We start from the raw sequence: 24,489 nt of genomic DNA, 5'->3' as shown, positions 1-24,489 counted from the left end.
TTTTTTTGTGCATCTAAAATGATTAAGTAAGCAGTTTCAAGATTTATTCAGCGCGAATTTTTAGCTCATAACCTGTGTATTTACGAATGTTGATGACACCTGTATCCAAGATTAAATATTGCCCTTTAATTCCTTGCAGTTTGCCGCGAATGATTGGGGTTTTATCTAAGTTATGCGATTTAATTTTCTCAGGATACTGTTCTACAGGGTACACAAATTCACGCGGAAGTTCCTGATCTAAAAGCTCTACCGTTTCGTTGAATTCAAGGTTTTGACTAAACTCATCACGAATGGTCTGAATTTTAGGCGCAAACTCTTCAATCAGTTGTTCACGCACTTCAATTAGGTTTAGCGGCTCTGCTTCGCCTTTGAGTAGTTTGCGCCAGTCGGTTTTATCTGCGACTTGTGTACCAAACATAACTTCCAATTGCCCAGATAAACGGCGTGAGCCGACTTTCATAATTGGCAAGGCTTGAGTTGCGCCCTGATCTAGCCAACGTGTTGGCATTTGACCTAAACGGGTGATTCCCACTTTTAAAGCACTTGAATTGGCTAAATATACGATGTGCGGTTGAAAGCAGACTTCTTGAGCAAAACTATCTTCACGACAGGTACCTAAATGATAGTGACAGGTCTCAGGCTTCATGATGCACATATCGCAAGATGCTTTGGTTTTAAAACACTTGAAACAATGTCCTTGCGAATAGGATTTTGGTGTTTTCACACCACAAGAAACACAATAAATATTGCCCGTCCATTCCAGTTCAAGTTCTTGCCCAAGCTGAAAAGGCAGGTCAATTTCTGCACGGTCTAGAATAAATTTATATTCAACATTTGCCTTGTGTACCTGTTCATCAGTTACACTATGGTCCTTAAGACCTGCGTGCATTTTATGGCAAATGCCTTGTAGTTCCATAAGAATACTCTCTCGAAAATGAAGGAATGCAGTGATGGCTGAAATGCGTTTAATTCAAGCATTAATTGATGATTTATCTCAACAACAGCCAATTTCTACTGCATTGTGTATAGGGCAAAATATTGAAGCAAGCCCGAAGTATAACAATCAAGCGGCTGATGAGCAGCCAACTATCCAATGGCAGTATTTTAGCGCATTGGCATTTTTAAATCTGCCTTTTACCCAACGTTTTGATTTGGCAGTTGTATTTTTAGATGCTGCCGATTTTGCTGCGCAGACACCACAACACACCTCGCAAATTTTGGTGAAGCTACGTGATTTATTGGCAAAACGTATTGTGGTGATTGCTGCGCGTGAAGATGAGCAATTGCTTAGAGCGCTTGGTTTTACGCAATTGATTGAACATCGCTTTGAGCAGCATCATTTGTGCTTATGGCAATTTAATATTTTGACTTATAAGCACGTGCCTGATTGGTTTAATTCTAAGTTTTGGGCAAACCCTGAAAATTGGGATAAATTCCGCTGGTAAGTGCTGAATTACGATCACAAAATTCTAATAATGATAATTAATTCACATAAATTTAGGATATTGCAAAATTTAACAATTTCAAGCGCGCAATTCAGTCAAAACTTCGTATGCTGTCATAAGGGCATTATGAGGAAAATAAAATGACCAATTTAAGCAATATTGTTGAAATTTTAGCAAAGCAGGCATTGGGCGCGAATCAGCAATCTAATCAATCTCAAGGCGGATTGGGTGGTATTTTAGGTTCGGTTTTGGGGCAACTTGGTGGTAATAACCAACAATCTGCGCAAGGCGGCTTGGGTGGCATTCTTGGTTCGGTACTAGGTCAGTTAGGTGGGCAACAACAGCGTTCTGCTACAGGTGCTTCAGGTACACAAAGTTTATTGATTGCAGTTTTGCCTTTGGTGTTGGCATGGATTCAAAAACAGGGTGGCTTGCAAGGTGCTTTGGATAAACTCAAAGGACAAGGCTTAACCAGTCAGGTGGATGATTGGGTGTCTACAGGCCCAGGTGAAAATGCGCATGTAGGTGCTGAACAAGTACAAAGTTTATTTGATGATGCCGATGTAGAGCAGGTCGCACAGCAAACTCAGGCGCCAAAGCAAGATATTTATAATGCGATTTCTGCAGTATTGCCGCAAATTATTGATTCATTGACACCACAAGGTGAGCAAACTAGCAAACAAGAAGCCAATGATGATATTCAACAAGTGATGAATTTAGTGTCTGGATTTTTAAAGCGTTAATATTGAAAAATTCAGCTTTGCAAAACTGACTTGAATAAACTAAGCCGGCAAGTTTGTTGGCTTAGTTTTTATTTGGTTTTTTAAGTATGCAAAAAACACGCCGAAGCGTGTTTTTATGTTTTAAGTTTGGTTCAGACTTAGAAGTCGTAACGGAAACCTAAAGAAAGAGCTGTTGAGTTTTCGTCTTTAGCACCTTTTACGGAGTTACCAAAGCTACGACCTTCTTTCCAAGGAGTAAGATCAGCATTTTTATCATTTAACATGGTTGCAAGGTTTGCGTATACACGTACAGCCTTGTCTAAACGATGTTCCACGCCAACTGCTAAAAGTGTAGAATTTGCATCTTCGGTGTCAACGTCACGGTGGAATACCTGACCACGTACATAAGTCTTTGGTGCTACTTTATAGTCTGCCGCTACACCAAATACTTGTGCATCAGCATATTTGGTTGCAGTACCTTCCAAGTCATGTGTAAGATATTGGTATAAACCACCTAAGTTTAGTTCTGGTGTGATTTTGTATGCTGCTGCGATACGGAATCCATCACGCTCACCCGAGCCAATTGCAGAGTTTTCTTCATAGCGTTCATAAGCAGCTGCAAAGTCAACAGGACCTTCTTTATAAGTTAAAGCCAGATCGTAAGCTTTATTGTCGTCCTGACCTTCTCCGGTCGTTGCATCTTTGGGAATTGAAGTGCTTGGATGTAATGATAAAGCTGCAAGTACGTTAAAACCACCACCGAATTTAGGAGATTTATATTCAACGGTATTTTCATTTCGTTCATCAAACTTATTATCACTAACACGTGTTACGTTACGAATGTCACCAACCATATCACCAAAGAAGTTCACTGGACCACGAGCAACTTTAAATGGGCTGTCAAAACGACCTGCACGTACTTGACCAAAGTCACCTTTTAAACCTACGAAAGTATCACGAGTAGCAAAGTCTACGCTTTTACCATCTTGGCTACCGCTAGCAAAGTTAACTTCTTGTTCAACTTGACCAAAAACAGTCATGCCGTTTTCTAATTTTTGTTCAGCTTTGAAGCCTAAACGTGATGAGTTAGAAGAAAGACCAACTTCGTTATAGTCTTTACCATCATCAAGATAGTCTAAAGATACGTGTGCACGACCATAAACTTTAACATCAGCAGCCATAGCTAATGCTGGTGTTAAGAAGGTTGCCCCAACTGCTAATGCGCAAAGCGTTTTTTTCATGTGTAGCTCCAATACAGACTATTGTTTTTAGTCCTAAACATTGTTCAGAAGTAGGGTAGATCTACTGCTGTTCTCTATTGGTGCTAAGTATTCCTTACAAATGCGACAGTAATATTAAGGAGATATTTCAAAATTATTAAAAAGAACAAATTAGATCAAAAACTTACTTTTATTCGCATTTTTTTAATGATTACATTTTTATTTATAGAAAAATATGTGAAATAAATAACTTAATTGCAAAGGGAAAGACATCTTAGTGTCATAAATGGTGATATAAATGAATGAAGAAAGCTGAATGCAAAAAAATGGAGCAGCTGCTCCATTTTTTTTGTATGACATTTTTGAAATATTTAAAGCGCTGCTTTAATTTTTTCCGCTTGAGCTTTAATTTTTTCTTGGTCGCCCATTTGTGCAGCATGTTTCCCAAGTTGATGAACCGATGTTGGAATTAAGTGAAAATGCACGTGGGGGACAGTTTGACCTGAACTTGCACCAGACAATTGCATTAACACGATACCATCTACACCCAAAGCTTGCTCCATTGCTTTCGCAATTTTTTGCACAATTTGAATAGTATAGGCTGCTGCATCTGCGGGTAAATCCAATAAAGTCACTGCAGGCGTTTTAGGAATCACGAGAGTGTGACCATCGGCTTGCGGCATGATGTCCATAAAAGCAAGCACTTGGTCATCTTCATACACTTTAATTGCAGGAAGTTCGCCACGTAGAATTCTTGCAAAAATATTTTGATCATCGTAAGCCATTATGATTCCTTAAATTCAGCTTTGATATTTCAGAACGGTTATTTACAGTTCAGTTCTTTTTGACGTTCTTTGATTGCGTCAAGACGTTGTTGTTCTTTTTCAGAAAACTTAGGTTTGGTTGTATAGCAGTTGTCATTACCAAAACGTGCTTTAGCTTCTGGGTCTTTGAAGCAGAACCCTTTAGATGCATAAATAACATCGTGGTCATTTTTCAGTTTCTGACATTCTTGTTCAGATGCAAAAGTAGTTGAACTTGCCCCAATTAAAGTTGCAAGGCTTGCAAATACGGCAATGCTAAACTTGTTCATAAGAGTTTCCTCTACTTAATGATGGTGTGACTAGCCACTTGATACACATTATTGGGTTTATGGCTGTATATTCAATGGCGAGTTCTTACTCTAGGGTAATATTACTCCATAATTCATACATTTTCACAGCAGTGGAAAAATCACTGTCTTTTTCTGCGGTTAAATTCGCTGCTTGAATCAGGCTTTGGGTTAAAGCCAATACAGGTGCAGGCAAAGCTGCTTCATGGACTAAATCTAATGCGATACCTGTGTCTTTAGCCAGTAAAGGGAGTGCAAAAGTATTTGGAAAAGCGCGATTCAGTACTCGCTGCGGCAAAATCATTTCCGTTACTGCGCTTTTACCACTTGAAGCATTTATGCATTGCAAGGCCTGATTTAAGTTTACGCCATGTGCTTTTAAGGTGGTAAAACCTTCAGCTGCAGCACACAAACTCACTGCCATTAACATATTATTCACCGCTTTTACGGCAAAGCCAGCACCAGGTTCACCCACATGCTGAATCACTTTACCAAAAGCCTGAATTGCAGGTAGGGCTTTTTCAAAAGCAGCAGCTTTACCGCCAATCATGACTGTTAATGTGGCATTTTCTGCACCAATGGTTTGTCCGCTTACAGGTGCATCTAAAAAGTCGATCTGTTGTGCTTCAAGTTGTTGTACCAATTTTTTAGCACTTTCGGGTACGCCACTGGTGCAATCGACCCAGACTGAACCTGCTTTAAGTTGAACTTGTGCAATCAGGTTTTCAACTTCGGTACTGGTGGGCAAGCAAGAAAAAATAATATCTGCTTGCACCGCTTGAGCCAATTCAACCGCTTGTGTGCCATATTCAGCAGCATGTTGCTCGGCTTTGGCAAAGTTACGATTCCAGACATAGACCGTATCAAAATGTTTAGGTAAATGGGCTGCCATGCGGTAGCCCATTGCGCCTAAGCCAATAAATGCAACAGATTGAATCATGTTTTTGCTCTCTTTATGCAATTTTGCTAGATCGTTGTTCTAACCAAGTGGTCAGTTTAGGCCAGAATTCATTGGCACTTTTTTGACTGGACATTAAACCCAAATGTCCACCTGGAATAAGAGTAAACGTGACATCGGTACTACTTGTCAATTCACATAAAGGTTGAGCAGCTTCAGCAGTGACAATTTGATCGCTATCACCCGCACCGACCAAAAGTGAACAATGAATATTTTTAAGGTCTATCTGATGTTGTTTGAGTTGAATATGACCTTGTTTGAGTGGGTTTTGCAGCCATACATTCAATACCATGTCCTGATTAATCCCACCCGGATAATCAATCATATTATTTAAAAAATTGGCTAAAGTTGCGTTTTCATGCAAGGTTTGTAAGTCGTGCAGATTCGACAGCATCTGTTTATTGCTTTCCAGCCATGCTCTAGGGTCTAAAATCTTAAAACCAATCGCATTGATTAAACCCGGTGTATGAATTAAATGCTTTGGAATTTTTCCTGAATAAAAGGCATGTTGCAATTTGGGATATTTAGAAATCAGTTGATTGGTCAGTTGAAAGAGTTTACCAACCCGCCCCGAAGCATAGCTATCTACAGGGCTACCCAAAACCATCAAGTTTTTAATATGAGTTGTTTGTTGGTCGGCGGTATAAAGCATGGCAAAAATACCCGCCATACTCCAACCATGTAGTGAAATTTGTTCGACTTTGGCGTGTTGTAAAATGAGTTGAATACAATTAGGGATTGCATCCTGAATAAAAGCCATAAAATTTAAATGACAATGTTGATAGGTCAATTGTCCCCAATCAACCAAATACACATCAAAACCGCTATGCTGAAAATGTTTCACTAAAGAGCGATAAGGATATAAGTCATAAATCGACATGGTAATTGCTAAAGGCGCAACAAAAACCAGCGGCTCTTTATATTGCTTATCTGGCGAAGCGTAATAGCGAATCTGCGCATACTTATAACGTGCCACGATGTCGTATGGCGTGGTCTGAGATAAGATCAAATCACGGCTTTTAAATAAGCGAGTGCTGAGGTTTTTAAGCTTTTTTCGGTGCGGATTAAATTTTCTTTGTAGCTGATTCATGAGGTGTTCCATCACACGTGGCGCCGATTTGAATGAAGTCTAAGCGATATTTATACATTTTACCTTGACCTTAAATGCGCTTGGCGCTCAAAATGTTGGCAATTATTTAACAAACAGGTCTTAGGACTAAGTTTAGGGCTGAGCAGTAAAGATGAGTCAACACGACGACATTGAATATCAATTAGATACTTTGGCAATTCGTACCGGACACAACCGTACAATTGAAGGCGAACACAGTGAGCCAATTTTCCTGACTTCATCATTTGTTTGTGAAAATGCTGCCGATGCAGCTGCAAAATTCTCAGGTGAAATTGAAGGCAATACCTATTCACGTTATACCAATCCAACTGTACAGGCTTTTGAAAAACGCTTGGCAGTATTAGATGGTGCAGAACGTGCGGTTGCGACAAGTTCGGGTATGGCGGCCGTTCATGCGATCACTTTGGCTTATCTTAAAGCGGGTGATCATGTAGTCTGTTCACGTGCTGTATTTGGCTCGATCATTTCACTATTTGAAAAATACGTGATGAAGTTTGGTGTCGATGTCACTTTTGTTGATTTAGAAGATTTAGACAGTTGGAAGCAAGCGATTCGTCCAAATACGCGTTTGTTATTTATTGAAACACCATCAAATCCATTGGCACAAGTAGGCGATTTACAAGCCATTGCCGATATTGCACATGCAAATAATGCTTTATTTGCAGTTGATAACACCTTCTGTACCCCAGTTTTACAACAACCAATTAAATTTGGTGCTGACCTAATTATCTACTCATCGACCAAATATATTGATGGGCAGGGACGTGCTTTAGGCGGCGCTGTGGTGGGCAAAGATAAACTGGTTGAAGAAATCAACGGTGTGATTCGTACTTTGGGTAACTCATTAAGTCCATTTAACGCATGGATTTTCTTAAAAGGTTTAGAAACTTTAAGCCTGCGGATGAAAGCACATTGCGCTAGCGCACAAAAACTTGCCGAGTGGCTAGATGCACATCCAAAAGTTGAAAAAGTGTATTATGCAGGTCTGCCGCATCATGCGGGGCATGAGTTGGCGAAAAAACAACAGTCTGGCTTTGGTGGTGTTGTATCTTTTGTGGTGAAAGGCGAGCGTGAAGGCGCGTGGACTGTGATTGACAACACACGCTTCCTATCTATCACCAGTAATTTGGGCGATGTAAAATCAACCATTACCCATCCTGCAACAACATCGCATGGCAGAATGACCCCAGAAGCCAAACAAGCAGCAGGTATCAGCGAAGGTTTAATTCGTGTTTCTGTTGGCTTGGAAGATATTGATGATATTATTCGCGACATCGAGCGCGGTTTAGACCTCATTTAAAACTAAATAGATCATTTGTTCGGAGATTTTTATGAACATTAATATGTTGATGCAGCAAGCACAGCGCATGCAAAAAGAAGTGGAAAACAACATTAAAAAAGCCAAAGAAGAACTTGCGCAAACTGAAGTGCATGCAGAAGCAGGTGGTGGTTTAGTGAAAGTGACTATGACCTGCCGTAATGTGGTCAAACGCATTGAAATCAACCCTGAATTATTGCAAGACGATGCAGACATGATTGAAGATTTGATTGCCGCTGCAATGAATGATGCTGCCCGTCAAGCCGAAGCAATTTCTGAAGAAAAAATGAAGTCTGCAAACTCAGGCATGGGCTTGCCACCGGGCTTGGCTGGTTTATTCTAAGGAACGGCGTATGTTTAGTGATCGTTTTGATCAACTGGTACAAGCGCTACGCATTTTGCCAAGTGTTGGGCCAAAATCGGCTCAACGCATGGCATTGCACCTGATTATGAAAAATAGAGAAGGTGCAGTCGGTTTGGCTCATGCTTTGAACGAAGCTACTAGCTATATTCATGAATGTTCAATTTGTCACTCATTAACGGAAGATGAAGTCTGCAATATTTGCGCCTCACATGATCGTGATGCACACTTACTTTGCGTGGTGGAATCTCCGGCCGATGTCATGGCGATTGAGCAAAGCGGCAGTTTTCGTGGCAAATACCATGTTTTAGGTGGACACTTATCACCTTTAGATGGCATTGGGCCTGACGAAATTGGTATTCCATATCTGGTTCAGCGTTTAAGTGATGGCAACATTACCGAAGTCATTTTGGCGACCAATGCAACCGTAGAAGGTCAGGCGACAGCGCACTATTTGGCAGAAGCGACCAAACATTTGCCTGTGCAGATGACCCGTATTGCGCAAGGTGTGCCGCAAGGTGGCGAACTTGAATATGTCGATAGCCATACTTTAAGTCAGGCGGTGCATAATCGGATGCGAATGAAATAAGCATTTAGGTGCTTATTTCATGTGAATAGTCATTTGATAAATCATCCACAAAAATGATTACTTGCCTTTAAAGCCAATAAAAAATCAAATTAAGATAAAAAAACGATAAAAAATTTAAATTTTCACTGTATCGACTTAGAAATAAGATAAAAATTGAAAATACTGGACATATTTTTATAGCTAAATGCTATTTAATGTTTAAAATGAACCCCTAGAGAATCCTGTTTTACCTGCTCGCTATGTTCCAATTTATTCACCAACAAAAAGACTTTGAAAATGTCTTGGCATTAATGAGCCAAAACAGCATTTATGGTTTAGACACCGAATTTATTAAGGTCGATACTTTATGGCCAAAATTGGGTGTATTCCAAATTAATGTGAATGATCAGGTCTATTTGTTAGATGGCACTTCTTTAAATTTAAGTGCATTTTGGGAAAAACTGTTTCAAGCGCAGCAAAATATTTTTCATGCCTGCGGTGAAGATATTGATTTAATTTATCATTATGCGCAGCAAAAAAACTTAGATAACGTGTTTGATACCCAAGTTGGCATGTCATTTTTAGGGCATGGTTTACAAGTCAGTTATCAAAACGCTTTAAAAACCATGCTCAATGTCGATATTGATAAAGGGCAAACTCGCTCAGACTGGCTTGCACGTCCGTTGTCCGATGAGCAGTTAAATTATGCTGCCAATGATGTGCTGTATCTAATGCAATTGGCAGATAAGGTACAAACCGACTTAAAACAAAATTATTTACTGGATTTTGCACAAGAAGATTGCCGCAATTTAACTCAGGAAATTGGTGAAGAAACACCTTTAGAGTTGTTGTATCAGGATGTGGGCAACTATCGTCATTCACGCCGTCAACTCATGCAATTGCAACAATTGGCCGTTTGGCGTGAGCAAATGGTAAAAGCCTTAAACCAACCACGTAGTTTTATTTTGCGTAATTCTACTATGCTGGACTTGGTCGAGAAAAATCCTAAAAATCAGTTCCAGCTCAGTACTATTAAAGATTTACGTGCGCATATTGTGCGTGAACATGGCAAAACTATTTTAGATTTAATTAAATATTTGCCTGATCAATCACAATGGCCATTACGTATGGCGCGACCAATTCGTCATTCTTCAAAAGAAGTGGGCGAAAATGTAGAACAGGTGATTCAACGTGCCGTACAGGAAACTCAAATTCCAAAAGAAGTTTTGCTGCGTAAAAAATGGCTCAATGCGCTTTATCAGCATGTGGTATTTCATAACGATGAGCAAGATTTGCCTAACTATTTGTTAGGTTGGCGTTATGAATTACTCACCAAGCCTTTAATTGAAGTTTTACATGCCGACGAGCGTTATTTGTCTGGTCAGATGAAAGTTGCTGAATAAATCAAACCGATCCACATTTTAAATAAAGCCGTTTTTCACCTGAAAATGGATGAATTTTCACGCCATTCTTTGTTTGAGTGTAAACATAGACCAATGCGTTAATAATGGTTAATGTATCTCGGTTTTTTTTGTTGTATCCTTTGCCTGAGTTTTTAGAGTTTTGTTGTTTATGCACTGTTCAATTTATAAATCGAGCAAAAAAGATGAGATGTATTTATACATCGCCCGTCCTGAGCAAACTGAAGATCAAGCAGAAGCGTTTAACCCGCTAGAGGTTTTACCTGAGCCAATGCGAGTTGCATTTGGTCGTGCGACATTTGTAATGGATTTGCAACTGTCTGAAAGCCGTAAGTTGGCACGTGTGAATGTTTTGCATGTCATGGATTCTATTCAAACACGTGGCTTCTTTATTCAAGTGCCACCAGAAGGCTTAATTAACCCAAATGCCGTTGAACCAGAAGGTTTACGTGGTGCTTAAGCTTTATTCAGGAGTTGAGAAATGAATAGTGTGATGACTGGATTGGATTCAATTCCTGAAACTGCAATTGCTGTTTCTGTTTATTTGTTGGGGAGTGCCATTATTTTATGGTGCTGGTACGAAATTGCCAAACGCTTGCCCAATCCGTTAGGTGGTATCACTTGGATTGTGCTGTTTGCAATTTTACTTACCCCAACAGTATCAGAAGGCAGCAATGCAGCACTTGCCCCAGCCATCTTTGGACTTCTTTTTGGTGTTTTAACCAAAGAAACCCCATTGGTTTGGTCTAATTTATCTGCCATTTTATTTGTGATCGGTCTTGGCTTATTGATCGGTTATTTCTGGTCAAGATACTGTCTTAAACAAACGACTTATAAAGCCAAGAAAAATACCTCACCACTGTAACTAAAACAATTAAGGTAAAATCATGTCTGTTGATGCGCAACAATTTTCGGGTACAGATCAGTACATTGCGACTGATAGTTTAAAACTTGCGGTGAAAGCCGCACGTGCTTTGCAAAAACCGCTTTTGGTGAAAGGTGAGCCAGGTACAGGTAAAACCTTATTGGCAGAGCAAGTTGCTAAAAGTTTGGGTTTAAAGTTGATTACATGGCACATTAAATCGACCACCAAAGCGCAGCAAGGTTTATATGAATATGATGCAGTGTCGCGTTTGCGTGACAGCCAACTGGGCGATGACCGTGTGTATGACGTTAAAAACTATATTAAACCCGGGAAATTGTGGGAAGCATTTACCAGCGAAGAACGCTGTGTGTTGTTGATTGATGAAATTGACAAGGCAGATATTGAATTCCCAAATGACCTGCTACATGAACTCGATAAAATGTCGTTTTATGTTTATGAAACAGGCGAAACCATTACGGCAACACAACGTCCAATCGTGATCATCACATCAAATAATGAAAAAGAGCTGCCAGACGCTTTTTTACGTCGTTGTTTCTTCCATTATATTGATTTCCCAGATGAAGCGACCATGCGCGATATTATCGATGTGCATTTCCCGAATATTTCAAGCACATTGGTTTCAGAAGCTTTACAAGTTTTCTTTAAATTGCGCCAAGTTCCGGGCTTAAAAAAACCACCATCTACGTCTGAATTAATTGATTGGTTAAGCCTATTGATGGCAGATGACATGCCGGAAGATATTTTGCGTAATAGCGATAAAAGCAAAGCCATTCCGCCTTTATACGGTGCATTAATCAAAAATGAACAAGATGTGCAATTGCTTGAGCGTTTAGCCTTTATGTCGCGCCGTTAAGGGAGGACAACGCCATGTTCGTGCGCTTGTTTTATACCTTGCGACGTTACGGTGTACCTGTCACCACACGTGAATTGATTGACTTAAATCAGGCGGTGGCATCGGGTCTGGTTTTTGCAGATCAAGATGAATTCTATCAACTTGTTAAAACCGTCATGGTCAAAGATGAGCGTTTTTTTGACAAGTTTGACCGTGCCATGAAAGATTATTTTGATGGCATTTCCACTTTTGATTTAGATGATTTACTGCAGCAAGTTCATCAATTGCCTAAAGACTGGTTCGACTTAGAACTATTAGAAAAACATCTCACGCCAGAACAACGCGAAGAGCTGAAAAAAGCAGGTTCTTTAGAAGAATTGATGAAAATGCTGGAAGAGCGTTTACGCGAGCAGCATAAAAAGCATCAGGGTGGCAACCGTATGATTGGTACGGGCGGTACATCACCGTTTGGTGCTTTTGGTGATCATCCTGAAGGTGTACGCATTGGTGGGCCTGGACGTAAGCGTTCAGCTGTTAAAGTCTGGGAGCAGCGTCAGTATCGAAATTTAGACGATGAACAGATTTTAGGTACACGACAAATGCAATTGGCACTGCGTCGTTTGCGTAAATTTGCCCGTCAAGGTGCAGCTGAAGAATTGGATATTGATGGCACTATCCGAGAAACTGCCAAACAGGGCATTTTAGATGTGCAATTGGTGCCAGAACGTCGTAATCGCGTCAAAGTGTTGATGTTGTTTGATGTGGGTGGCTCGATGGATGCACACATCGCCCAATGTGAAAAACTGTTTAGTGCGGCCAAAACTGAGTTTAAAACCCTCGAATATTTTTATTTCCACAACTGTTTATACGACTATGTTTGGAAAGACAATTTACGCCGTAGCAGTACCCGTATGAATACGTGGGATTTGTTGAATACCTATGGACGCGACTATCGGGTAATTGTGGTCGGTGATGCGAGTATGGCACCTTATGAGCTGAATTCGATTGGTGGTTCGGTAGAATATATGAATGATGAGGCAGGGCAAGTTTGGTTACAACGTCTGCGTCAGCATTTTGAAAAAACCGCATGGCTGAATCCTGAACAGGAAGGCTATTGGCATTACACACATACCATTGGTTTAATTAAACAAATTTTTGAACATCATATGTATCCAATGACTTTAAAAGGCATTGAAGATATGACTAAATATTTGGCGCGTTAATCGTCATTTTCGTCAATATCACTCAACTTTTGAGTGATTGTTAGGCGAAGACTAAGTAAGTGCAGACACGATAGGCAACGTGAATTTCAATCTGAGGGGATCGATATGGATCATCAAATCAATGGCATCGCATTACCGAATGAAGACGGTTTTTTCGGGCAATATGGCGGGCAGTTTATTCCACCACATTTAAAAGAAGCCATGGATGAAATTAACGTTGCTTATGAGGAAATTCGTAAAACGGCAGAATTTCAGAATGAATTAAAAGATTTGTTTGCTCACTATGTTGGCCGTCCAAGTCCTTTATTCCATGCCAAGCGTTTATCTGAACAGTTAGGTGGTGCGCAAATTTATTTGAAACGTGAAGATTTAAATCATACAGGTGCACATAAAATCAATCACTGTTTAGGTGAAGCATTGCTAGCCAAATATATGGGTAAAACCAAAGTCATTGCAGAAACTGGTGCGGGACAGCACGGGGTAGCCTTGGCGACGGCATGTGCGCTAGTGGGAATTCCGTGTGAAATTCACATGGGACAGGTGGATATTGAAAAAGAACACCCGAATGTGGTGAAAATGAAAATTCTAGGTGCCAACCTGATTTCAGTGACCCGCGGTACAGCCACTTTAAAAGATGCAGTGGACAGCGCTTTTGAAGAATATTTAAAAGACCCAAAAAACTTTATTTATGCGATTGGTTCTGTGGTTGGGCCACACCCATTTCCAAAAATGGTGCGTGATTTCCAATCTATTATAGGTGATGAAATTAAAATGCAAAGCCAAGAACGCTTTGGAGTAAATCCAGATTATATCGTGGCATGTGTGGGCGGTGGTTCAAACGCAGTGGGTGCATTTACCGCATTCTTAAATGATGCAGAAGTGAAACTTGTGGGTGTTGAGCCTGCAGGGCATGGTTTAGATACAGATCAACACTCTGCAACCCTAACTTTGGGTAAACCAGGCCAGCTTCACGGTATGGCGTGTTATGTACTTGAAGATGAACATGGTGAGCCATTGCCAGTGCACTCTATTGCCTCTGGTTTGGATTATCCAGGTGTGGGGCCGCAACATAGCTTCTTAAAAGACATTGGTCGCGTGGAGTATTCAACGGCAACTGACCAAGAATGTTTAGATGCCTTTATGACGTTGTCACGTGTAGAGGGTATTGTACCTGCTTTGGAAAGCTCACATGCGGTGGCGTGGGCATTACGTGAAGCACCAAAAATGGCAAAAAACGTGAAAATTGTGGTTAATCTTTCAGGTCGTGGTGATAAAGATTCAGACTATGTAGCAGAAAAATTAGGTTTGAATTAATTCTACTGAATATGAAAAACCGCCTAAATGTGTAAGTTTAGGCGGTTTTTTTATCTTTACTTTATATTTGGCAGGTTTTATAAAACAGTGTCTTAGCTTGCAATATATTGTTGTAACTGCTCGATCAGTTTGCGCTGATCATCCATAGTCGCTTTCACCAAGTCACCAATCGACACTAAACCTACCAACTGCTCACCTTCAAGTACAGGTAAGTGACGTAAATGATGGTCAGTAATTAAGTTTAAGCATTCTTTCACACTGGTGTTTTTGGTCACGGTCAGTACTTTAGCAGTCATAATTTCACTAACCGTTGTGCTTTTAGAAGTTCGTTCCATCAAAATAACTTTACGGGTGTAATCACGCTCAGACAGAATACCAACCACATGATTGTTTTGATCGGTAACCACCAACGCACCAATGCCTTTTTCAGCCATTAAACTAATTGCTTCTAAAACCGTTGCTTCTGGGCGAATTGTGTAAATTTCGTGATGTGCTTTATCTTGTAAAACGTGAGTTACCTTGGTCATATTCTGTGTCCTGATTTGTTGTTTATTGTTTGACTTTTAAAGTAACGTGAATTGTAAAAATTGCAAATACTTTAGAGTCACGATTGTTGATTTTTACGTCAATTCTATTCAGTTTTTATTTAAGCAATATTTAACGCAGGTTCATTAAAAAAGAAATGCTTCATTTGTGAAGTGGTCAGTTTAATTTTTTGACTTGACGAACCAAACAAGGTTGGCGTGACATTTAAACGGGTGAGCGTTGGTAATAAAAAAGTTTCAAAATCCTGCGCGGAAATTTTACGAGGACTATATTGTGGCCAGTGTTTAGCAGCATATTTATGCGCTTGTACCGCATTTAACCAAAAAGGGAAAATATAATCATCGTGATCTGAACTCATTGCCCAACCTTGATGGAATAAACCCCAAAGTACACCGCAGTACATCATTGATTTTAATAGTGTAACTTTAAGCAGAAAATCCTTTGGTAAAGGGTGGAGTTGGTTAATCTGATTCATAATCAAGCAAGGTTGTAAAATTTGGCTATATTGTAAAAAGAATTGATGAATATACCGTTTAAGCTTTGCTTAAAATCGTAAACAAATATGTATTTATGGTTGGAGCATCTAAAAAAAGGGTCAAAAAAAACGCCACCTAAGTGACGTTTTATTATGCTTGCATGGTGGCCATGTTTTGCCAGTATTGCGCTTTCAATGAATCACGTTCTACGCGGAAACCTTGATAATACAGTTCTGCTAAGAACATTGCCGCTTTACCATGTCCTGCACGTGCAGCTTCTTCGAGTTGTTTTACCGCGTCTTGGAAGTTCATTTGTGAATGAATCGTGTTTACTGCATTTGCATAAACATGCTCTAAGTCATGGTGAGAGATCGTTTGAATCATATTAAACTCCTTATTGTAATTATGATTACTTATTTAAGCCTACCTTTTAGGCTTCATATCAATTTAACGCTTTATTGTTAAACTAATATTACAATTTGATTGAATTGTCAAATAATTATCGGGGTTAATGAGCATATTTCAAGTTTACATGATTAAACATTGAACAAGTTTAATTTTGATTAAACTAAAGCTCTAAGCATGATAAAAAAGGAGAACAACATGACAAGATCCGTAGACGGATGTGCTTTTGATGTACCTCCATTGACTTCTCAAATTATTGAGTTGGCACATCATCACCGTAAAAAACTAGATGAGGTAATTTTCCGTCGAGATGTTCATTTAGGTGAATACTGCTTGGCGCAACGTAAACGTGTGGCTGACTTTGCTAAAACTTTAGAGCGAAGCGATCGTATAGAGTTTTATCGTAATTATGATGGTGAATTACTCCGTATTGCCGATGAAGATGAACTGCATCCTGCCGAAGCAGAGGGCGGTGTCAGTGTATTTGCTATTTTCTTGGTGCTTGCAGTCATTGCATTGGTTTTATACTTTGCGGTAATTCGTGGCACGATTGGCTAAAGCTAAATCCTTTGTAGAATTTGTAGAAAAAGGCTCAATTTTTACTGTGACGATACAGTAAAATTGAGCTGTTTAACTTGTACATCTCACAAGGGCATCCTACACTAAGGCGATTAGAGGTAGGTCATGCACAACGCAATTCAAAAAACGATTCAATTTATTTCTCAACTGAAACTCGAGCAAATTTATAATATTGTTGTGCTGAGTATCATTTTTATTATTTTAACTTTAGCAAGTGTTGCGCTTTATCGCCCAGTTGGGGTGCAACAATTTCAAAATGTTGAGCGTTTGTCACAACAATCTATGTATGCCAATACCCAAGACATGGCAGTTCATTTACTCAATCAACGTCCGATTCGTTATGTGCATTATTTAAAGTTGATGCAGGCACATCAAATGGAGCAAGATCGGGCTCAACAACTTCCTGCCTTGGTGCAAGAGTAATTTTTTCTGTTGGCATGTTATTCATATTGTGCGGTGTCGGTGTTAAAGATGTTGGTGCGAGTAAATTGTCCTGCAGCATTTTTACCAATGCGGCTTTATCTAAATGTTCGCTCACAATTACTAAAGTTAAACGATCAGGATGCAAATGTTTGCGAATTGCACGTTGCACATCTTCAGCGGTAACTTTTTCCACTCGTTCTGCATAATCACTTAAATAATTTGCAGGAAGTCGATAAAAACCGATGTGCCCAAGCTGGGCATTAATACTGGCATTGCTGCTGTATTGATTCGGAAATGCACGAATTAAACCTGCTTTGGTTTCTTTTAATTGTTCTAAATTCATAGGTTGTTGTACAAACTGAATTAAGCTCTGGTGAGCGACTTGAATACTATCGAGTAACTGATCTTGGCGCGTAGAATAGCCTAAGCTAAACAAACCCGCTGCTTGGGTAAAACGAAACGAACTGCTAACACCGTAAGTGTAGCCACGTTTTACTCGTAATTCTTTCATCAAAATTGAATTGAAACTGCTGCCGCCCAGCATTTTATTGGCAATTTCTAAAGCCAAATAGTCAGGATCATCCCGTGTAGTCGCAAGTTGTGCAATACTGACATGCGCCTGTTGTGACCGGTAGGGAATATGCTGGATGTTGAAACGTGTTGCAGGTGTAGGCTGTGGCAAAGCTGTTGCTGCAACACCTTGGGCAATATGTGCGCTGATGGTATTGGCAAGTTTTTCTGCTTCTTTTAAGGTTAATTTGCCTGTAATGGCAATGTTCATATTTTGCGCGACCAGAAACTGATCTCTAAATTGTTGTAAGTGCTTTGGTTGAATCCGTTTGATGCTGCCATTGGTGCCTGTAATGGGTTCTGAATAGGCATGTTGTCCGTAAATTGCGCGATATAAGCGAATATTCATTAAACGGCTTGGATTTTCTTGCAGTTGTTTTTGCCCAATTTGTGTATTGCTTTGCACACGCTGGATATTAGAACGCTCAAAAGTTGCATGTTTCAGTATTTCCAGCATCATTTTGACGGCAGTTTGCATTTTCTGCGGATCAGACAGTGTTCTTAGCCGTACCACAAACATATCGCGGTACGCCGTGGTACTAAAACGTGCGCCTGTGGTTTCAAAGGCTGCGGCAATTTCCTCTGCCTTATAACGCTTGGTGCCTTCATCAATCAGTTGGGCTGCCATATTGGCAACGCCAAATAAACCTTTTTCAATTTCTGCATCGCGGGCAGAACCTGCATTAAAAGTCAGTTGGATATCAACCATTGGCAAAGCAGGATTTTCGACAAATAAAGTGCGTACGTGTCGATGATTTTTTAATTCATATACCTGTGGAGCGCGAACATCGACCAATTCATTTACGGCATTTAAACTGTGCAGCAAGCTCAAAGATTGTAAAGGCGTACTTACATCTGTTTCAGCAAAATCATGCGCTGCTCTGGTGGCAGTTTCCATCGCAAAGCCAGCAGAACATAGGCTAAAACTAGTGCTTAAAATAAGCGTGCTGAATAGATGTTTTTTCATGAAAATCACAGTTTAAGGTGTTGTGCTTTGAGGTAATAAATACAAGGTGCTAAGTCTGTCTTTGTTAAAGTAACTTTGCGCAACACGTTGCAGATCCTGGGCAGTAATCGCTTGGAAGTGTTGTGGTAAAACATCGATTAAACGGTGACTGAATCCATTGACTTCCAAATTGCCAATGGTTCGGGCTTGTCCTGCCAAATCATCCTGACTATAAATCCAATTGGCCACAAATTGAGTCACCACGCGCTCAATTTCACTTGAATTGACCAAATCCTGTTTTAGCGTATCCACTTCGTTTTGAATCGCGACCTGTGCTTCGCTTAACGTTACACCTGCTGCAGGCAATGCTGAAATACTAAACAAACTATCCCCACGTTGATACGGGTCATAACTGACACTGACTGAGCTAAGAATCTTATTGTTTCTGACCAAGCGCTGTTCTAAACGTGAAGTAATTCCACTGTCTAACAGTTGTTTGATGATAGTGAGCGCGAAGGCATTTTGAGGATTTTTAGCTGTTGCCAATGAACCGACATTCCAAGCCATATATAAATTAGGAACTTGCACAGTCGCAGACAATTCCATGTGCCGATAACCTAATTGTTCAAACTCCAACACATCATTGCGCGGTGGCGTAGGTGCTTTCGGAATATCTCCAAAATACTTTTGGACTTGCAACAATGCGGCTTGATGATCTACATCGCCCACAATCACTAGAATAGCATTATTGGGGCGATACCATTTTTTGTACCACGCCTGTACATCTTGCAGCTGAATGCTTTGCAAGTTTTTCATGTGCCCAATAATGGGTTGGCGATAATGACTGGTTGGGTAGGCAATCCATTTAAAGCGTTCAAAAGCCAAAGCCCGTGGATTATCATCGGTACGTTGCCGCCGTTCTTCCATTACCACCTTAATTTCAGGCTCAAAGTCTTGTTGGCGAAGTAACAAATTACTCATTCTGTCGGCTTCCAACTCTAAAGCCAGTGGGAAATAAGTTTTGGGATAGAGCTGATAATAATTCGTGTAATTGGTAAAGGTTGCTGCATTGACACTGCCACCATAAATACGACTTAAACGGGTAAATTCATCATTCGGCACCTTGGCTGTACCTTTAAACATCATGTGTTCAAGTACGTGCGAAATCCCAAGTGTATTTCCGGACTCATCGCTACTGCCCACTTTGTACCAAATTTGAGTCATCACCATGGGAGAACGATGGTCTTCACGGATAATGACTTTTAAACCATTGTTGAGTGTGGTTTCAAAAGTGTTATTCGCAGCTAAAACTTCAGCATGGCTAATCGAAGCTGTTAAACCCCAAAGCAACGCACAAACAGACTTCATCGAAAATTGGAACATAAGCAAGTGGAGATCAATCGTTATCGGCTTATCTTTCAGAAATTAAAGCGGAAAGGCAAGGATTGCTGTAGGTATTTTTTGTATGCGGCTATGTGGTTGGAATACGAGGTAAAAGCAATTGGTTTATGTTAGAATCCGATTTTTTAACGCAATGCTTTTCAAGGATTCGGCATGCAACAGCAATCTAATGGGCAAAATAAATTTTTGATTGATGCTGATATCGGAGATGATGATGTCACATTACCGAATTTACCAGCGGTAAATATTCCGATTGTTGAAACAACACCTCTACAACAAGCAGAAACCTCTGAACATGCTGCAGAAACATCATCAGACACGGATGCGCCTGCGAAAGGTGGTTTCTTTAGTCGCATGAAAGAAGGGTTAACCAAAACCCGTAAAAACTTTGCCGATGGCATGGTGAATATTCTGATTGGCGGTAAAGAAATTGATGATGAATTATTAGAAGAAGTCGAAGAACAACTGTTGGTTGCAGATATTGGTGTAGATGCAACGAAAACCATTATTGCCAATTTGACCGAGCGTACTGCGCGTGGCGACTTAATTTATTCACATTCTTTATATAAGGCTTTGCAAGAAGAATTAGTGGCTTTGCTTGCGCCACGGGTAAAACCTTTACATATTGATGCCAATAAAACCCCTTATGTGATTTTAGTCGTGGGTGTAAATGGTGTAGGTAAAACCACAACCATTGGCAAGTTAGCGAAACGCTTACAAGGCGAAGGTAAAAAAGTCATGTTGGCCGCAGGGGATACTTTCCGTGCTGCAGCGACAGAACAATTGCAGATTTGGGGTGAGCGTAACGATGTTGCCGTTGTTGCACAAGGTCACGGTGCAGACAGTGCTTCTGTTATTTTCGATGCGTTTGAAAGTGCGCGTGCCAAAGGCATTGATGTGTTAATTGCAGATACTGCTGGACGTTTGCATAACAAAAGCAACCTGATGCAAGAATTGACTAAAGTTAAGCGTGTGATGCAAAAAATTGATGCGACTGCACCGCATGAAGTGATGTTGGTTGTGGATGCAGGCACGGGTCAAAATGCCATTAACCAAGTTGAAATGTTTGATGAGGCTGTTGGCTTAACAGGCATCACCATCACTAAACTGGACGGCACTGCAAAAGGCGGCGTGTTATTTAACATTGCAAGCCGTAGCCATGTGCCAATTCGCTTTATTGGTGTGGGTGAAAAAATTGATGATTTACGTCCATTCTCAGCCAAAGCATTTGTTGCAGCACTGTTTGAAACTGAAAAATAAGTTTTGAATTAAGTTTTAAAGCTAAAATGTAAAATGCTGTAAGTTTCACACAAACTTCGCAAAATGCGGAGTTTGTTGTTTTTAGCGGGTTTGAGTGTTGTAAAAAGCAGCAGCTAAAAATACGAATGTGAATAAAAGCACTTTCGTCTATATAGAATAAGAAAAAATATTAGATTGATTTTGATTGATTTTTTGGGGAAGTCAAAATGACACTGTTAAATAAAATTGGTCATGTGCTTACAGCAGATATCACGAAAGACTTTAAGCTTAAGAAAAAGCCGAACTATGACGCAAATGAACTGACTTTCATCGATCAATTAAAAAAGCGCCGTAGTATTTATGCTTTAGGAAAACGCGTTCATTTTAGCCAAACTTATATGACCGAGCTGATTCAGGAAGCTGTGCGTAGCTGTCCATCGGCACATCATTCACAAAGTACGCGCGTGGTTATTTTATTTTCTGAATCACATAAAAAATTTTGGAATTTAGTACAGGAAGTACAACGTCAGTTTGTACCAGAGCAGGTTTTTGCAGGTACTAAAATGAAAATCGAACAATGTGCAGCAGCTTTTGGCACGGTATTGTTCTATGAAGATCAACAAGTGATTCGTCAATTGCAAAAGAAAATTCCATTTAATGCTGCAGAATTTCCAATTTGGTCGGAGCAAACTTCAGGCATGGCGCAATTTGCAGTGTGGACAGCATTGGCAGATTCAGGCGTGGGTGCATCTTTACAGCATTATAATCCAAACATAGACCGTGCTGTGGCAGAGCATTTTGATATTCCAGATACATGGTTGTTACGTTCACAACTCGTTTTTGGATCAATTGAAGAAGAAGTAACCGAACGGAGTCATGCACACTATCAAAATCAATTTAAAGTCTATGCTTAAATAACAGCATTTGATGAAGATTGGTCAAATCAGCTTATTATTATGTGCTACAAAGAGCGAACCGCAGCATATTTATATTGCAATAGACTATATCTATAGAATAAAAGGTAATAGGGTCTGTTGACACTTCGTCTATGTTTGCGACGTGAGAGATATATCTCGCAAGGTTTTTTAGCTGATATAAGGCATGAGGCAGGAAATTTAGTCATTCTAAATGACTGACTCATAACGCAATAGCAGCAAAAAATATGCTCGTCCTTCGCTGCGCCTTGCGCTGCAAACAAAGCAGTGCTTGTTTTTGCTCAGGCTGTGGCTAAAACTTTCTCAGATTGCGTTATGAAACTTGGCAATAGTCTCGCTATTCCCTGCGTTTCATGCCTGATCTGCTCAGTTTTAGCCTACAGCGCAAGCCATTTATGAAATGTCAACAGACCCTAAATGCAGTCACATACATTTGTCACTTTATATAACTATAATCGTTCTATACATAAAACACACTGTCGTATTTTTTGTAATGTTTATGCTGAATAAAAAGCTTAATATCGCTGTATCAATTAATTTATACAAAATTCTGCAGAGGAATTAAAAATGTCATTTTTAAATCAATTAGAAAAACGCCGTTCAATCTATGCACTTGGTAAAAATGTTTCTGTAGATCAGGCAACTATTGAAAGTACAATCAAACAAGCAGTTCGTTTAAGCCCATCTGCATTTAACTCGCAAACTTCACGTGTTGTGACTTTATACGGTGCATCGCATACACAATTTTGGAACATCGTTTTAGAAACTTTACATAAAATGGTTCCTGCAGAAGCATTTGCAAACACTGAAGCAAAAATTAATAGCTTTATTGCAGGTTTTGGTACAGCTTTATTTTTTGAAGATCAAGATGTTGTAAAAGGTCTACAAGAGCAATTCCCGCTATATGCAGACAACTTCCCAGTATGGTCAGAACATTCGACAGGGATTGCACAATTCGCAGCGTGGACAGCTTTATCTGAAATCAATGTGGGTGCATCATTACAGCACTACAATCCAATCGTAGATGAAGAAGTTGCGCAAACTTATGACATTCCTGCAAACTGGAAACTACGTGCACAATTAGTGTTTGGTTCAATTGAAGCACCTGCTGGTGAAAAAACATTTATGGATGATGCAGCACGTTTCAAAAGCTTTAACTAAGCTCTAGCAACACATACTGCACAGACAAAAAAGTAGGATGATGATTCATCCTACTTTTTTGTTTCTGGGGGTAGTGATGTGCCTTACAACTTACTTATTCATGTGCAAATGCCTAAACCCATGAATTGTCATAAAACTGTCATTTATACATTGCATAGTGCAATCAAACTTTAATAAACGATATAGAGTGAAATATGGCATTTAAATTAGGCATAGCAAGTATTACATTGATGGCTTGTAGTTCAGCATTTTCAGCAGTAACTATTGCAGTACCTGAAGAAATTAAGTTGCTCGCTGTAAATGATCAACAAATTCGTTCAGGTTTATTCAGTTCTGCACAGCAAGTGAAAGTCAATGCGGGTGAAAATGTCATTAACTTGCGTTATCAACAATATTTTGAACATCATAATGGTGCGCACGATATTTTAAAATCAGACGTCATTACACTCAAAACCCCAATTCTTCAAGATGGCGAAAACTATCGACTCGCTTTGGTAAATCCACCTAAAGACTTCGATGCTGCAAAAGAATTCAAAGATCAACCAAGCGTTGGTTTATATAATCAAAAGAATCAGTTGCTGGTACAACAAACAGGTGCTAAAGTAAACTCAACTGGTTGGTTAGGTGGTAGTTGGCTTAATAAAACTGTAGATACCACTCAAAATAGTGCTGCGGTCAATCAGCCAGCAGCAGTTTATACCGCGGCAGCAGTGTTGCCATCTGAGAAAACCACCTCAGTAACATTGCCTACAGCAAAACAAACACAGGGCAAAGAGCAACAATTGATTCAATTGTGGCAACAAGCCACTAAAGCAGAGCGACAAAAATTCATGTCATGGCTTGCAGAACAAGCCAATTAATGTTGATTTGCAACCAGCTCCATTGAGCTGGTTGTTTTTTGTTATCGCCTTAAAAGGATTTATTTAAAAACCAATCCAGTAACGTGCGAAAAAAAGACAAATTATAAGAAAAGTGTGATAAAAATATGAAATGCGTCTAAAATTTGGGCGGATGGTGCTTTTTTTGAAAAAAACTAAAAAATATATTGCGTCTATTCAAAAACTGTATAGAATACGCAACACACCAACGCAGTGTTGATTGAATTGGTGCTGTTATTGACGAAATAACAGGAAATCATTAAGAGATTATGAAGAACAACTTGTGTGGATTTTTACTGATTGATTGATCGAAGATATTTCATTGATTGATTGGTTTAAATTACTCGAAGTTTATTTGAGCGAAATTTAAGTCAGAAAATTGATGAGCCAGATTTGGAAGTTTAGATTAAAACTTCAAAATG

28 protein-coding genes are annotated in these 24,489 nt (G+C 39.7%); 17 read left to right on the top strand and 11 right to left on the bottom strand.

What is annotated here, in order from left to right; genetic code table 11:
* Positions 1 to 43: 43 nt before the first annotated feature.
* On the bottom strand, positions 44 to 916 hold the full coding sequence (locus E0H79_RS09210; RefSeq protein WP_131261455.1) for a DUF2797 domain-containing protein: 873 nt from the start codon (positions 914 to 916) through the stop codon (positions 44 to 46).
* Positions 917 to 950: 34 nt separating this feature from the next.
* Here E0H79_RS09210 and E0H79_RS09205 point away from each other — a divergent pair, with 34 nt between their 5' ends.
* The gene (locus tag E0H79_RS09205) at positions 951 to 1,445 is read left to right on the top strand and encodes a DUF6231 family protein (protein ID WP_004976635.1); all 495 of its coding nucleotides are present in this window, start codon (positions 951 to 953) and stop codon (positions 1,443 to 1,445) included.
* A gap of 140 nt (positions 1,446 to 1,585) precedes the next feature.
* Entirely contained in the window at positions 1,586 to 2,188 is a 603-nt protein-coding gene (locus E0H79_RS09200; protein WP_004976634.1) for a YidB family protein, read from the top strand.
* A gap of 137 nt (positions 2,189 to 2,325) precedes the next feature.
* Here E0H79_RS09200 and E0H79_RS09195 read toward each other — a convergent pair whose 3' ends face one another.
* From E0H79_RS09195 to E0H79_RS09175, 5 genes are all read right to left on the bottom strand, one after another.
* Entirely contained in the window at positions 2,326 to 3,408 is a 1,083-nt protein-coding gene (locus E0H79_RS09195; RefSeq protein ID WP_004976633.1) for a porin, read from the bottom strand.
* 350 nt (positions 3,409 to 3,758) lie between these two features.
* The gene (locus E0H79_RS09190; RefSeq protein WP_131261454.1) at positions 3,759 to 4,172 is read right to left on the bottom strand and encodes an HIT family protein; all 414 of its coding nucleotides are present in this window, start codon (positions 4,170 to 4,172) and stop codon (positions 3,759 to 3,761) included.
* Positions 4,173 to 4,210: 38 nt separating this feature from the next.
* The gene (locus E0H79_RS09185; protein WP_004976631.1) at positions 4,211 to 4,480 is read right to left on the bottom strand and encodes a YARHG domain-containing protein; all 270 of its coding nucleotides are present in this window, start codon (positions 4,478 to 4,480) and stop codon (positions 4,211 to 4,213) included.
* A gap of 85 nt (positions 4,481 to 4,565) precedes the next feature.
* A complete protein-coding gene (locus E0H79_RS09180; protein WP_096901444.1) occupies positions 4,566 to 5,438 on the bottom strand; it encodes an NAD(P)-dependent oxidoreductase in 873 nt (290 codons plus the stop codon).
* Positions 5,439 to 5,451: 13 nt separating this feature from the next.
* Positions 5,452 to 6,546 (bottom strand): alpha/beta fold hydrolase, encoded by a 1,095-nt coding sequence (locus tag E0H79_RS09175; RefSeq protein ID WP_131261453.1) that lies wholly within the window; start codon positions 6,544 to 6,546, stop codon positions 5,452 to 5,454.
* A 151-nt stretch (positions 6,547 to 6,697) separates the two neighbouring features.
* Here E0H79_RS09175 and E0H79_RS09170 point away from each other — a divergent pair, with 151 nt between their 5' ends.
* From E0H79_RS09170 to trpB, 9 genes are all read left to right on the top strand, one after another.
* A complete protein-coding gene (locus E0H79_RS09170) occupies positions 6,698 to 7,885 on the top strand; it encodes an O-succinylhomoserine sulfhydrylase (RefSeq protein ID WP_096901446.1) in 1,188 nt (395 codons plus the stop codon).
* A gap of 31 nt (positions 7,886 to 7,916) precedes the next feature.
* Positions 7,917 to 8,246 carry a YbaB/EbfC family nucleoid-associated protein gene (locus tag E0H79_RS09165; protein ID WP_004976621.1) on the top strand — a complete coding sequence of 110 codons (330 nt, stop codon included), beginning with the start codon at positions 7,917 to 7,919 and terminating at the stop codon, positions 8,244 to 8,246.
* 10 nt (positions 8,247 to 8,256) lie between these two features.
* Positions 8,257 to 8,853, top strand: a complete 597-nt coding sequence (gene recR / locus E0H79_RS09160; RefSeq protein ID WP_004976618.1) for a recombination mediator RecR — start codon at positions 8,257 to 8,259, stop codon at positions 8,851 to 8,853.
* Between the two features lie 239 nt (positions 8,854 to 9,092).
* Positions 9,093 to 10,235, top strand: coding sequence for a ribonuclease D (locus E0H79_RS09155; RefSeq protein ID WP_096901447.1), 1,143 nt, complete (start codon positions 9,093 to 9,095; stop codon positions 10,233 to 10,235).
* A gap of 169 nt (positions 10,236 to 10,404) precedes the next feature.
* Complete coding sequence (locus E0H79_RS09150; RefSeq protein ID WP_004976615.1) at positions 10,405 to 10,713, top strand: YcgL domain-containing protein; 309 nt, start codon at positions 10,405 to 10,407, stop codon at positions 10,711 to 10,713.
* Positions 10,714 to 10,734: 21 nt separating this feature from the next.
* Positions 10,735 to 11,118, top strand: a complete 384-nt coding sequence (locus E0H79_RS09145) for a hypothetical protein (protein ID WP_096901448.1) — start codon at positions 10,735 to 10,737, stop codon at positions 11,116 to 11,118.
* Positions 11,119 to 11,140: 22 nt separating this feature from the next.
* Entirely contained in the window at positions 11,141 to 11,992 is an 852-nt protein-coding gene (locus tag E0H79_RS09140; RefSeq protein ID WP_004976610.1) for an AAA family ATPase, read from the top strand.
* A 14-nt stretch (positions 11,993 to 12,006) separates the two neighbouring features.
* Positions 12,007 to 13,194, top strand: coding sequence for a vWA domain-containing protein (locus E0H79_RS09135; protein ID WP_004976609.1), 1,188 nt, complete (start codon positions 12,007 to 12,009; stop codon positions 13,192 to 13,194).
* Positions 13,195 to 13,299: 105 nt separating this feature from the next.
* Positions 13,300 to 14,508, top strand: a complete 1,209-nt coding sequence (trpB, locus tag E0H79_RS09130) for a tryptophan synthase subunit beta (protein ID WP_131261452.1) — start codon at positions 13,300 to 13,302, stop codon at positions 14,506 to 14,508.
* A gap of 92 nt (positions 14,509 to 14,600) precedes the next feature.
* Here trpB and E0H79_RS09125 read toward each other — a convergent pair whose 3' ends face one another.
* From E0H79_RS09125 to E0H79_RS09115, 3 genes are all read right to left on the bottom strand, one after another.
* Positions 14,601 to 15,035, bottom strand: coding sequence for a CBS domain-containing protein (locus E0H79_RS09125; protein ID WP_004976604.1), 435 nt, complete (start codon positions 15,033 to 15,035; stop codon positions 14,601 to 14,603).
* Between the two features lie 119 nt (positions 15,036 to 15,154).
* A complete protein-coding gene (locus E0H79_RS09120; RefSeq protein WP_004976601.1) occupies positions 15,155 to 15,529 on the bottom strand; it encodes a DUF2750 domain-containing protein in 375 nt (124 codons plus the stop codon).
* Positions 15,530 to 15,680: 151 nt separating this feature from the next.
* Positions 15,681 to 15,914, bottom strand: a complete 234-nt coding sequence (locus E0H79_RS09115; RefSeq protein ID WP_004976599.1) for a hypothetical protein — start codon at positions 15,912 to 15,914, stop codon at positions 15,681 to 15,683.
* 219 nt (positions 15,915 to 16,133) lie between these two features.
* On the opposite strand from E0H79_RS09115, the gene E0H79_RS09110 reads away from it, so the two are divergent.
* Positions 16,134 to 16,493, top strand: a complete 360-nt coding sequence (locus E0H79_RS09110; RefSeq protein ID WP_004976597.1) for a hypothetical protein — start codon at positions 16,134 to 16,136, stop codon at positions 16,491 to 16,493.
* 126 nt (positions 16,494 to 16,619) lie between these two features.
* The gene (locus tag E0H79_RS09105; protein WP_004976594.1) at positions 16,620 to 16,937 is read left to right on the top strand and encodes a hypothetical protein; all 318 of its coding nucleotides are present in this window, start codon (positions 16,620 to 16,622) and stop codon (positions 16,935 to 16,937) included.
* On the opposite strand, the gene E0H79_RS09100 is transcribed toward E0H79_RS09105, so the two are convergent.
* Positions 16,834 to 18,474, bottom strand: a complete 1,641-nt coding sequence (locus E0H79_RS09100; RefSeq protein ID WP_131261451.1) for a M16 family metallopeptidase — start codon at positions 18,472 to 18,474, stop codon at positions 16,834 to 16,836. The two genes, E0H79_RS09105 and E0H79_RS09100, sit on opposite strands and share 104 nt — an antisense overlap.
* 12 nt (positions 18,475 to 18,486) lie before the next feature.
* On the bottom strand, positions 18,487 to 19,836 hold the full coding sequence (locus tag E0H79_RS09095) for a M16 family metallopeptidase (RefSeq protein ID WP_104851937.1): 1,350 nt from the start codon (positions 19,834 to 19,836) through the stop codon (positions 18,487 to 18,489).
* 171 nt (positions 19,837 to 20,007) lie between these two features.
* Between E0H79_RS09095 and ftsY the strand changes: the two genes are divergently transcribed.
* The 4 genes from ftsY (at position 20,008) to E0H79_RS09075 (ending at position 24,049) form a co-directional block, all read left to right on the top strand.
* Complete coding sequence (gene ftsY, locus E0H79_RS09090) at positions 20,008 to 21,114, top strand: signal recognition particle-docking protein FtsY (protein ID WP_004976589.1); 1,107 nt, start codon at positions 20,008 to 20,010, stop codon at positions 21,112 to 21,114.
* Positions 21,115 to 21,320: 206 nt separating this feature from the next.
* Positions 21,321 to 22,007 (top strand): nitroreductase family protein, encoded by a 687-nt coding sequence (locus E0H79_RS09085; RefSeq protein WP_096901452.1) that lies wholly within the window; start codon positions 21,321 to 21,323, stop codon positions 22,005 to 22,007.
* 588 nt (positions 22,008 to 22,595) lie between these two features.
* Entirely contained in the window at positions 22,596 to 23,189 is a 594-nt protein-coding gene (locus tag E0H79_RS09080; RefSeq protein ID WP_004976581.1) for a nitroreductase family protein, read from the top strand.
* A gap of 194 nt (positions 23,190 to 23,383) precedes the next feature.
* Positions 23,384 to 24,049 (top strand): DUF2057 domain-containing protein, encoded by a 666-nt coding sequence (locus tag E0H79_RS09075; protein WP_131261450.1) that lies wholly within the window; start codon positions 23,384 to 23,386, stop codon positions 24,047 to 24,049.
* Positions 24,050 to 24,489: the final 440 nt, after the last annotated feature.

Origin of the sequence: Acinetobacter sp. ANC 5045 (assembly GCF_004331005.1) — a bacterium.
GTDB classification, from domain to species: domain Bacteria; phylum Pseudomonadota; class Gammaproteobacteria; order Pseudomonadales; family Moraxellaceae; genus Acinetobacter; species Acinetobacter towneri.
The sequence above is the reverse complement of the archived record's forward strand: the minus strand, read 5'-3'. Positions and strand labels throughout refer to the sequence as shown.

Bases quoted from the DNA above. Each gene is read 5' to 3' on its own strand.
- E0H79_RS09150 (WP_004976615.1), top strand. From the start codon at position 10,405: ATGCACTGTTCAATTTATAAATCGAGCAAAAAAGATGAGATGTATTTA.
- E0H79_RS09135 (WP_004976609.1), top strand. From the start codon at position 12,007: ATGTTCGTGCGCTTGTTTTATACCTTGCGACGTTACGGTGTACCTGTC.
- E0H79_RS09195 (WP_004976633.1), bottom strand. From the start codon at position 3,408: ATGAAAAAAACGCTTTGCGCATTAGCAGTTGGGGCAACCTTCTTAACA.
- E0H79_RS09085 (WP_096901452.1), top strand. From the start codon at position 21,321: ATGACACTGTTAAATAAAATTGGTCATGTGCTTACAGCAGATATCACG.
- E0H79_RS09075 (WP_131261450.1), top strand. From the start codon at position 23,384: ATGGCATTTAAATTAGGCATAGCAAGTATTACATTGATGGCTTGTAGT.
- E0H79_RS09100 (WP_131261451.1), bottom strand. From the start codon at position 18,474: ATGAAAAAACATCTATTCAGCACGCTTATTTTAAGCACTAGTTTTAGC.
- E0H79_RS09125 (WP_004976604.1), bottom strand. From the start codon at position 15,035: ATGACCAAGGTAACTCACGTTTTACAAGATAAAGCACATCACGAAATT.
- ftsY (WP_004976589.1), top strand. From the start codon at position 20,008: ATGCAACAGCAATCTAATGGGCAAAATAAATTTTTGATTGATGCTGAT.
- E0H79_RS09180 (WP_096901444.1), bottom strand. From the start codon at position 5,438: ATGATTCAATCTGTTGCATTTATTGGCTTAGGCGCAATGGGCTACCGC.
- E0H79_RS09190 (WP_131261454.1), bottom strand. From the start codon at position 4,172: ATGGCTTACGATGATCAAAATATTTTTGCAAGAATTCTACGTGGCGAA.
- E0H79_RS09120 (WP_004976601.1), bottom strand. From the start codon at position 15,529: ATGAATCAGATTAACCAACTCCACCCTTTACCAAAGGATTTTCTGCTT.
- E0H79_RS09105 (WP_004976594.1), top strand. From the start codon at position 16,620: ATGCACAACGCAATTCAAAAAACGATTCAATTTATTTCTCAACTGAAA.
- E0H79_RS09185 (WP_004976631.1), bottom strand. From the start codon at position 4,480: ATGAACAAGTTTAGCATTGCCGTATTTGCAAGCCTTGCAACTTTAATT.
- recR (WP_004976618.1), top strand. From the start codon at position 8,257: ATGTTTAGTGATCGTTTTGATCAACTGGTACAAGCGCTACGCATTTTG.
- E0H79_RS09165 (WP_004976621.1), top strand. From the start codon at position 7,917: ATGAACATTAATATGTTGATGCAGCAAGCACAGCGCATGCAAAAAGAA.
- E0H79_RS09170 (WP_096901446.1), top strand. From the start codon at position 6,698: ATGAGTCAACACGACGACATTGAATATCAATTAGATACTTTGGCAATT.
- trpB (WP_131261452.1), top strand. From the start codon at position 13,300: ATGGATCATCAAATCAATGGCATCGCATTACCGAATGAAGACGGTTTT.
- E0H79_RS09140 (WP_004976610.1), top strand. From the start codon at position 11,141: ATGTCTGTTGATGCGCAACAATTTTCGGGTACAGATCAGTACATTGCG.
- E0H79_RS09095 (WP_104851937.1), bottom strand. From the start codon at position 19,836: ATGTTCCAATTTTCGATGAAGTCTGTTTGTGCGTTGCTTTGGGGTTTA.
- E0H79_RS09175 (WP_131261453.1), bottom strand. From the start codon at position 6,546: ATGAATCAGCTACAAAGAAAATTTAATCCGCACCGAAAAAAGCTTAAA.
- E0H79_RS09145 (WP_096901448.1), top strand. From the start codon at position 10,735: ATGAATAGTGTGATGACTGGATTGGATTCAATTCCTGAAACTGCAATT.
- E0H79_RS09115 (WP_004976599.1), bottom strand. From the start codon at position 15,914: ATGATTCAAACGATCTCTCACCATGACTTAGAGCATGTTTATGCAAAT.
- E0H79_RS09205 (WP_004976635.1), top strand. From the start codon at position 951: ATGGCTGAAATGCGTTTAATTCAAGCATTAATTGATGATTTATCTCAA.
- E0H79_RS09210 (WP_131261455.1), bottom strand. From the start codon at position 916: ATGGAACTACAAGGCATTTGCCATAAAATGCACGCAGGTCTTAAGGAC.
- E0H79_RS09110 (WP_004976597.1), top strand. From the start codon at position 16,134: ATGACAAGATCCGTAGACGGATGTGCTTTTGATGTACCTCCATTGACT.
- E0H79_RS09080 (WP_004976581.1), top strand. From the start codon at position 22,596: ATGTCATTTTTAAATCAATTAGAAAAACGCCGTTCAATCTATGCACTT.
- E0H79_RS09200 (WP_004976634.1), top strand. From the start codon at position 1,586: ATGACCAATTTAAGCAATATTGTTGAAATTTTAGCAAAGCAGGCATTG.
- E0H79_RS09155 (WP_096901447.1), top strand. From the start codon at position 9,093: ATGTTCCAATTTATTCACCAACAAAAAGACTTTGAAAATGTCTTGGCA.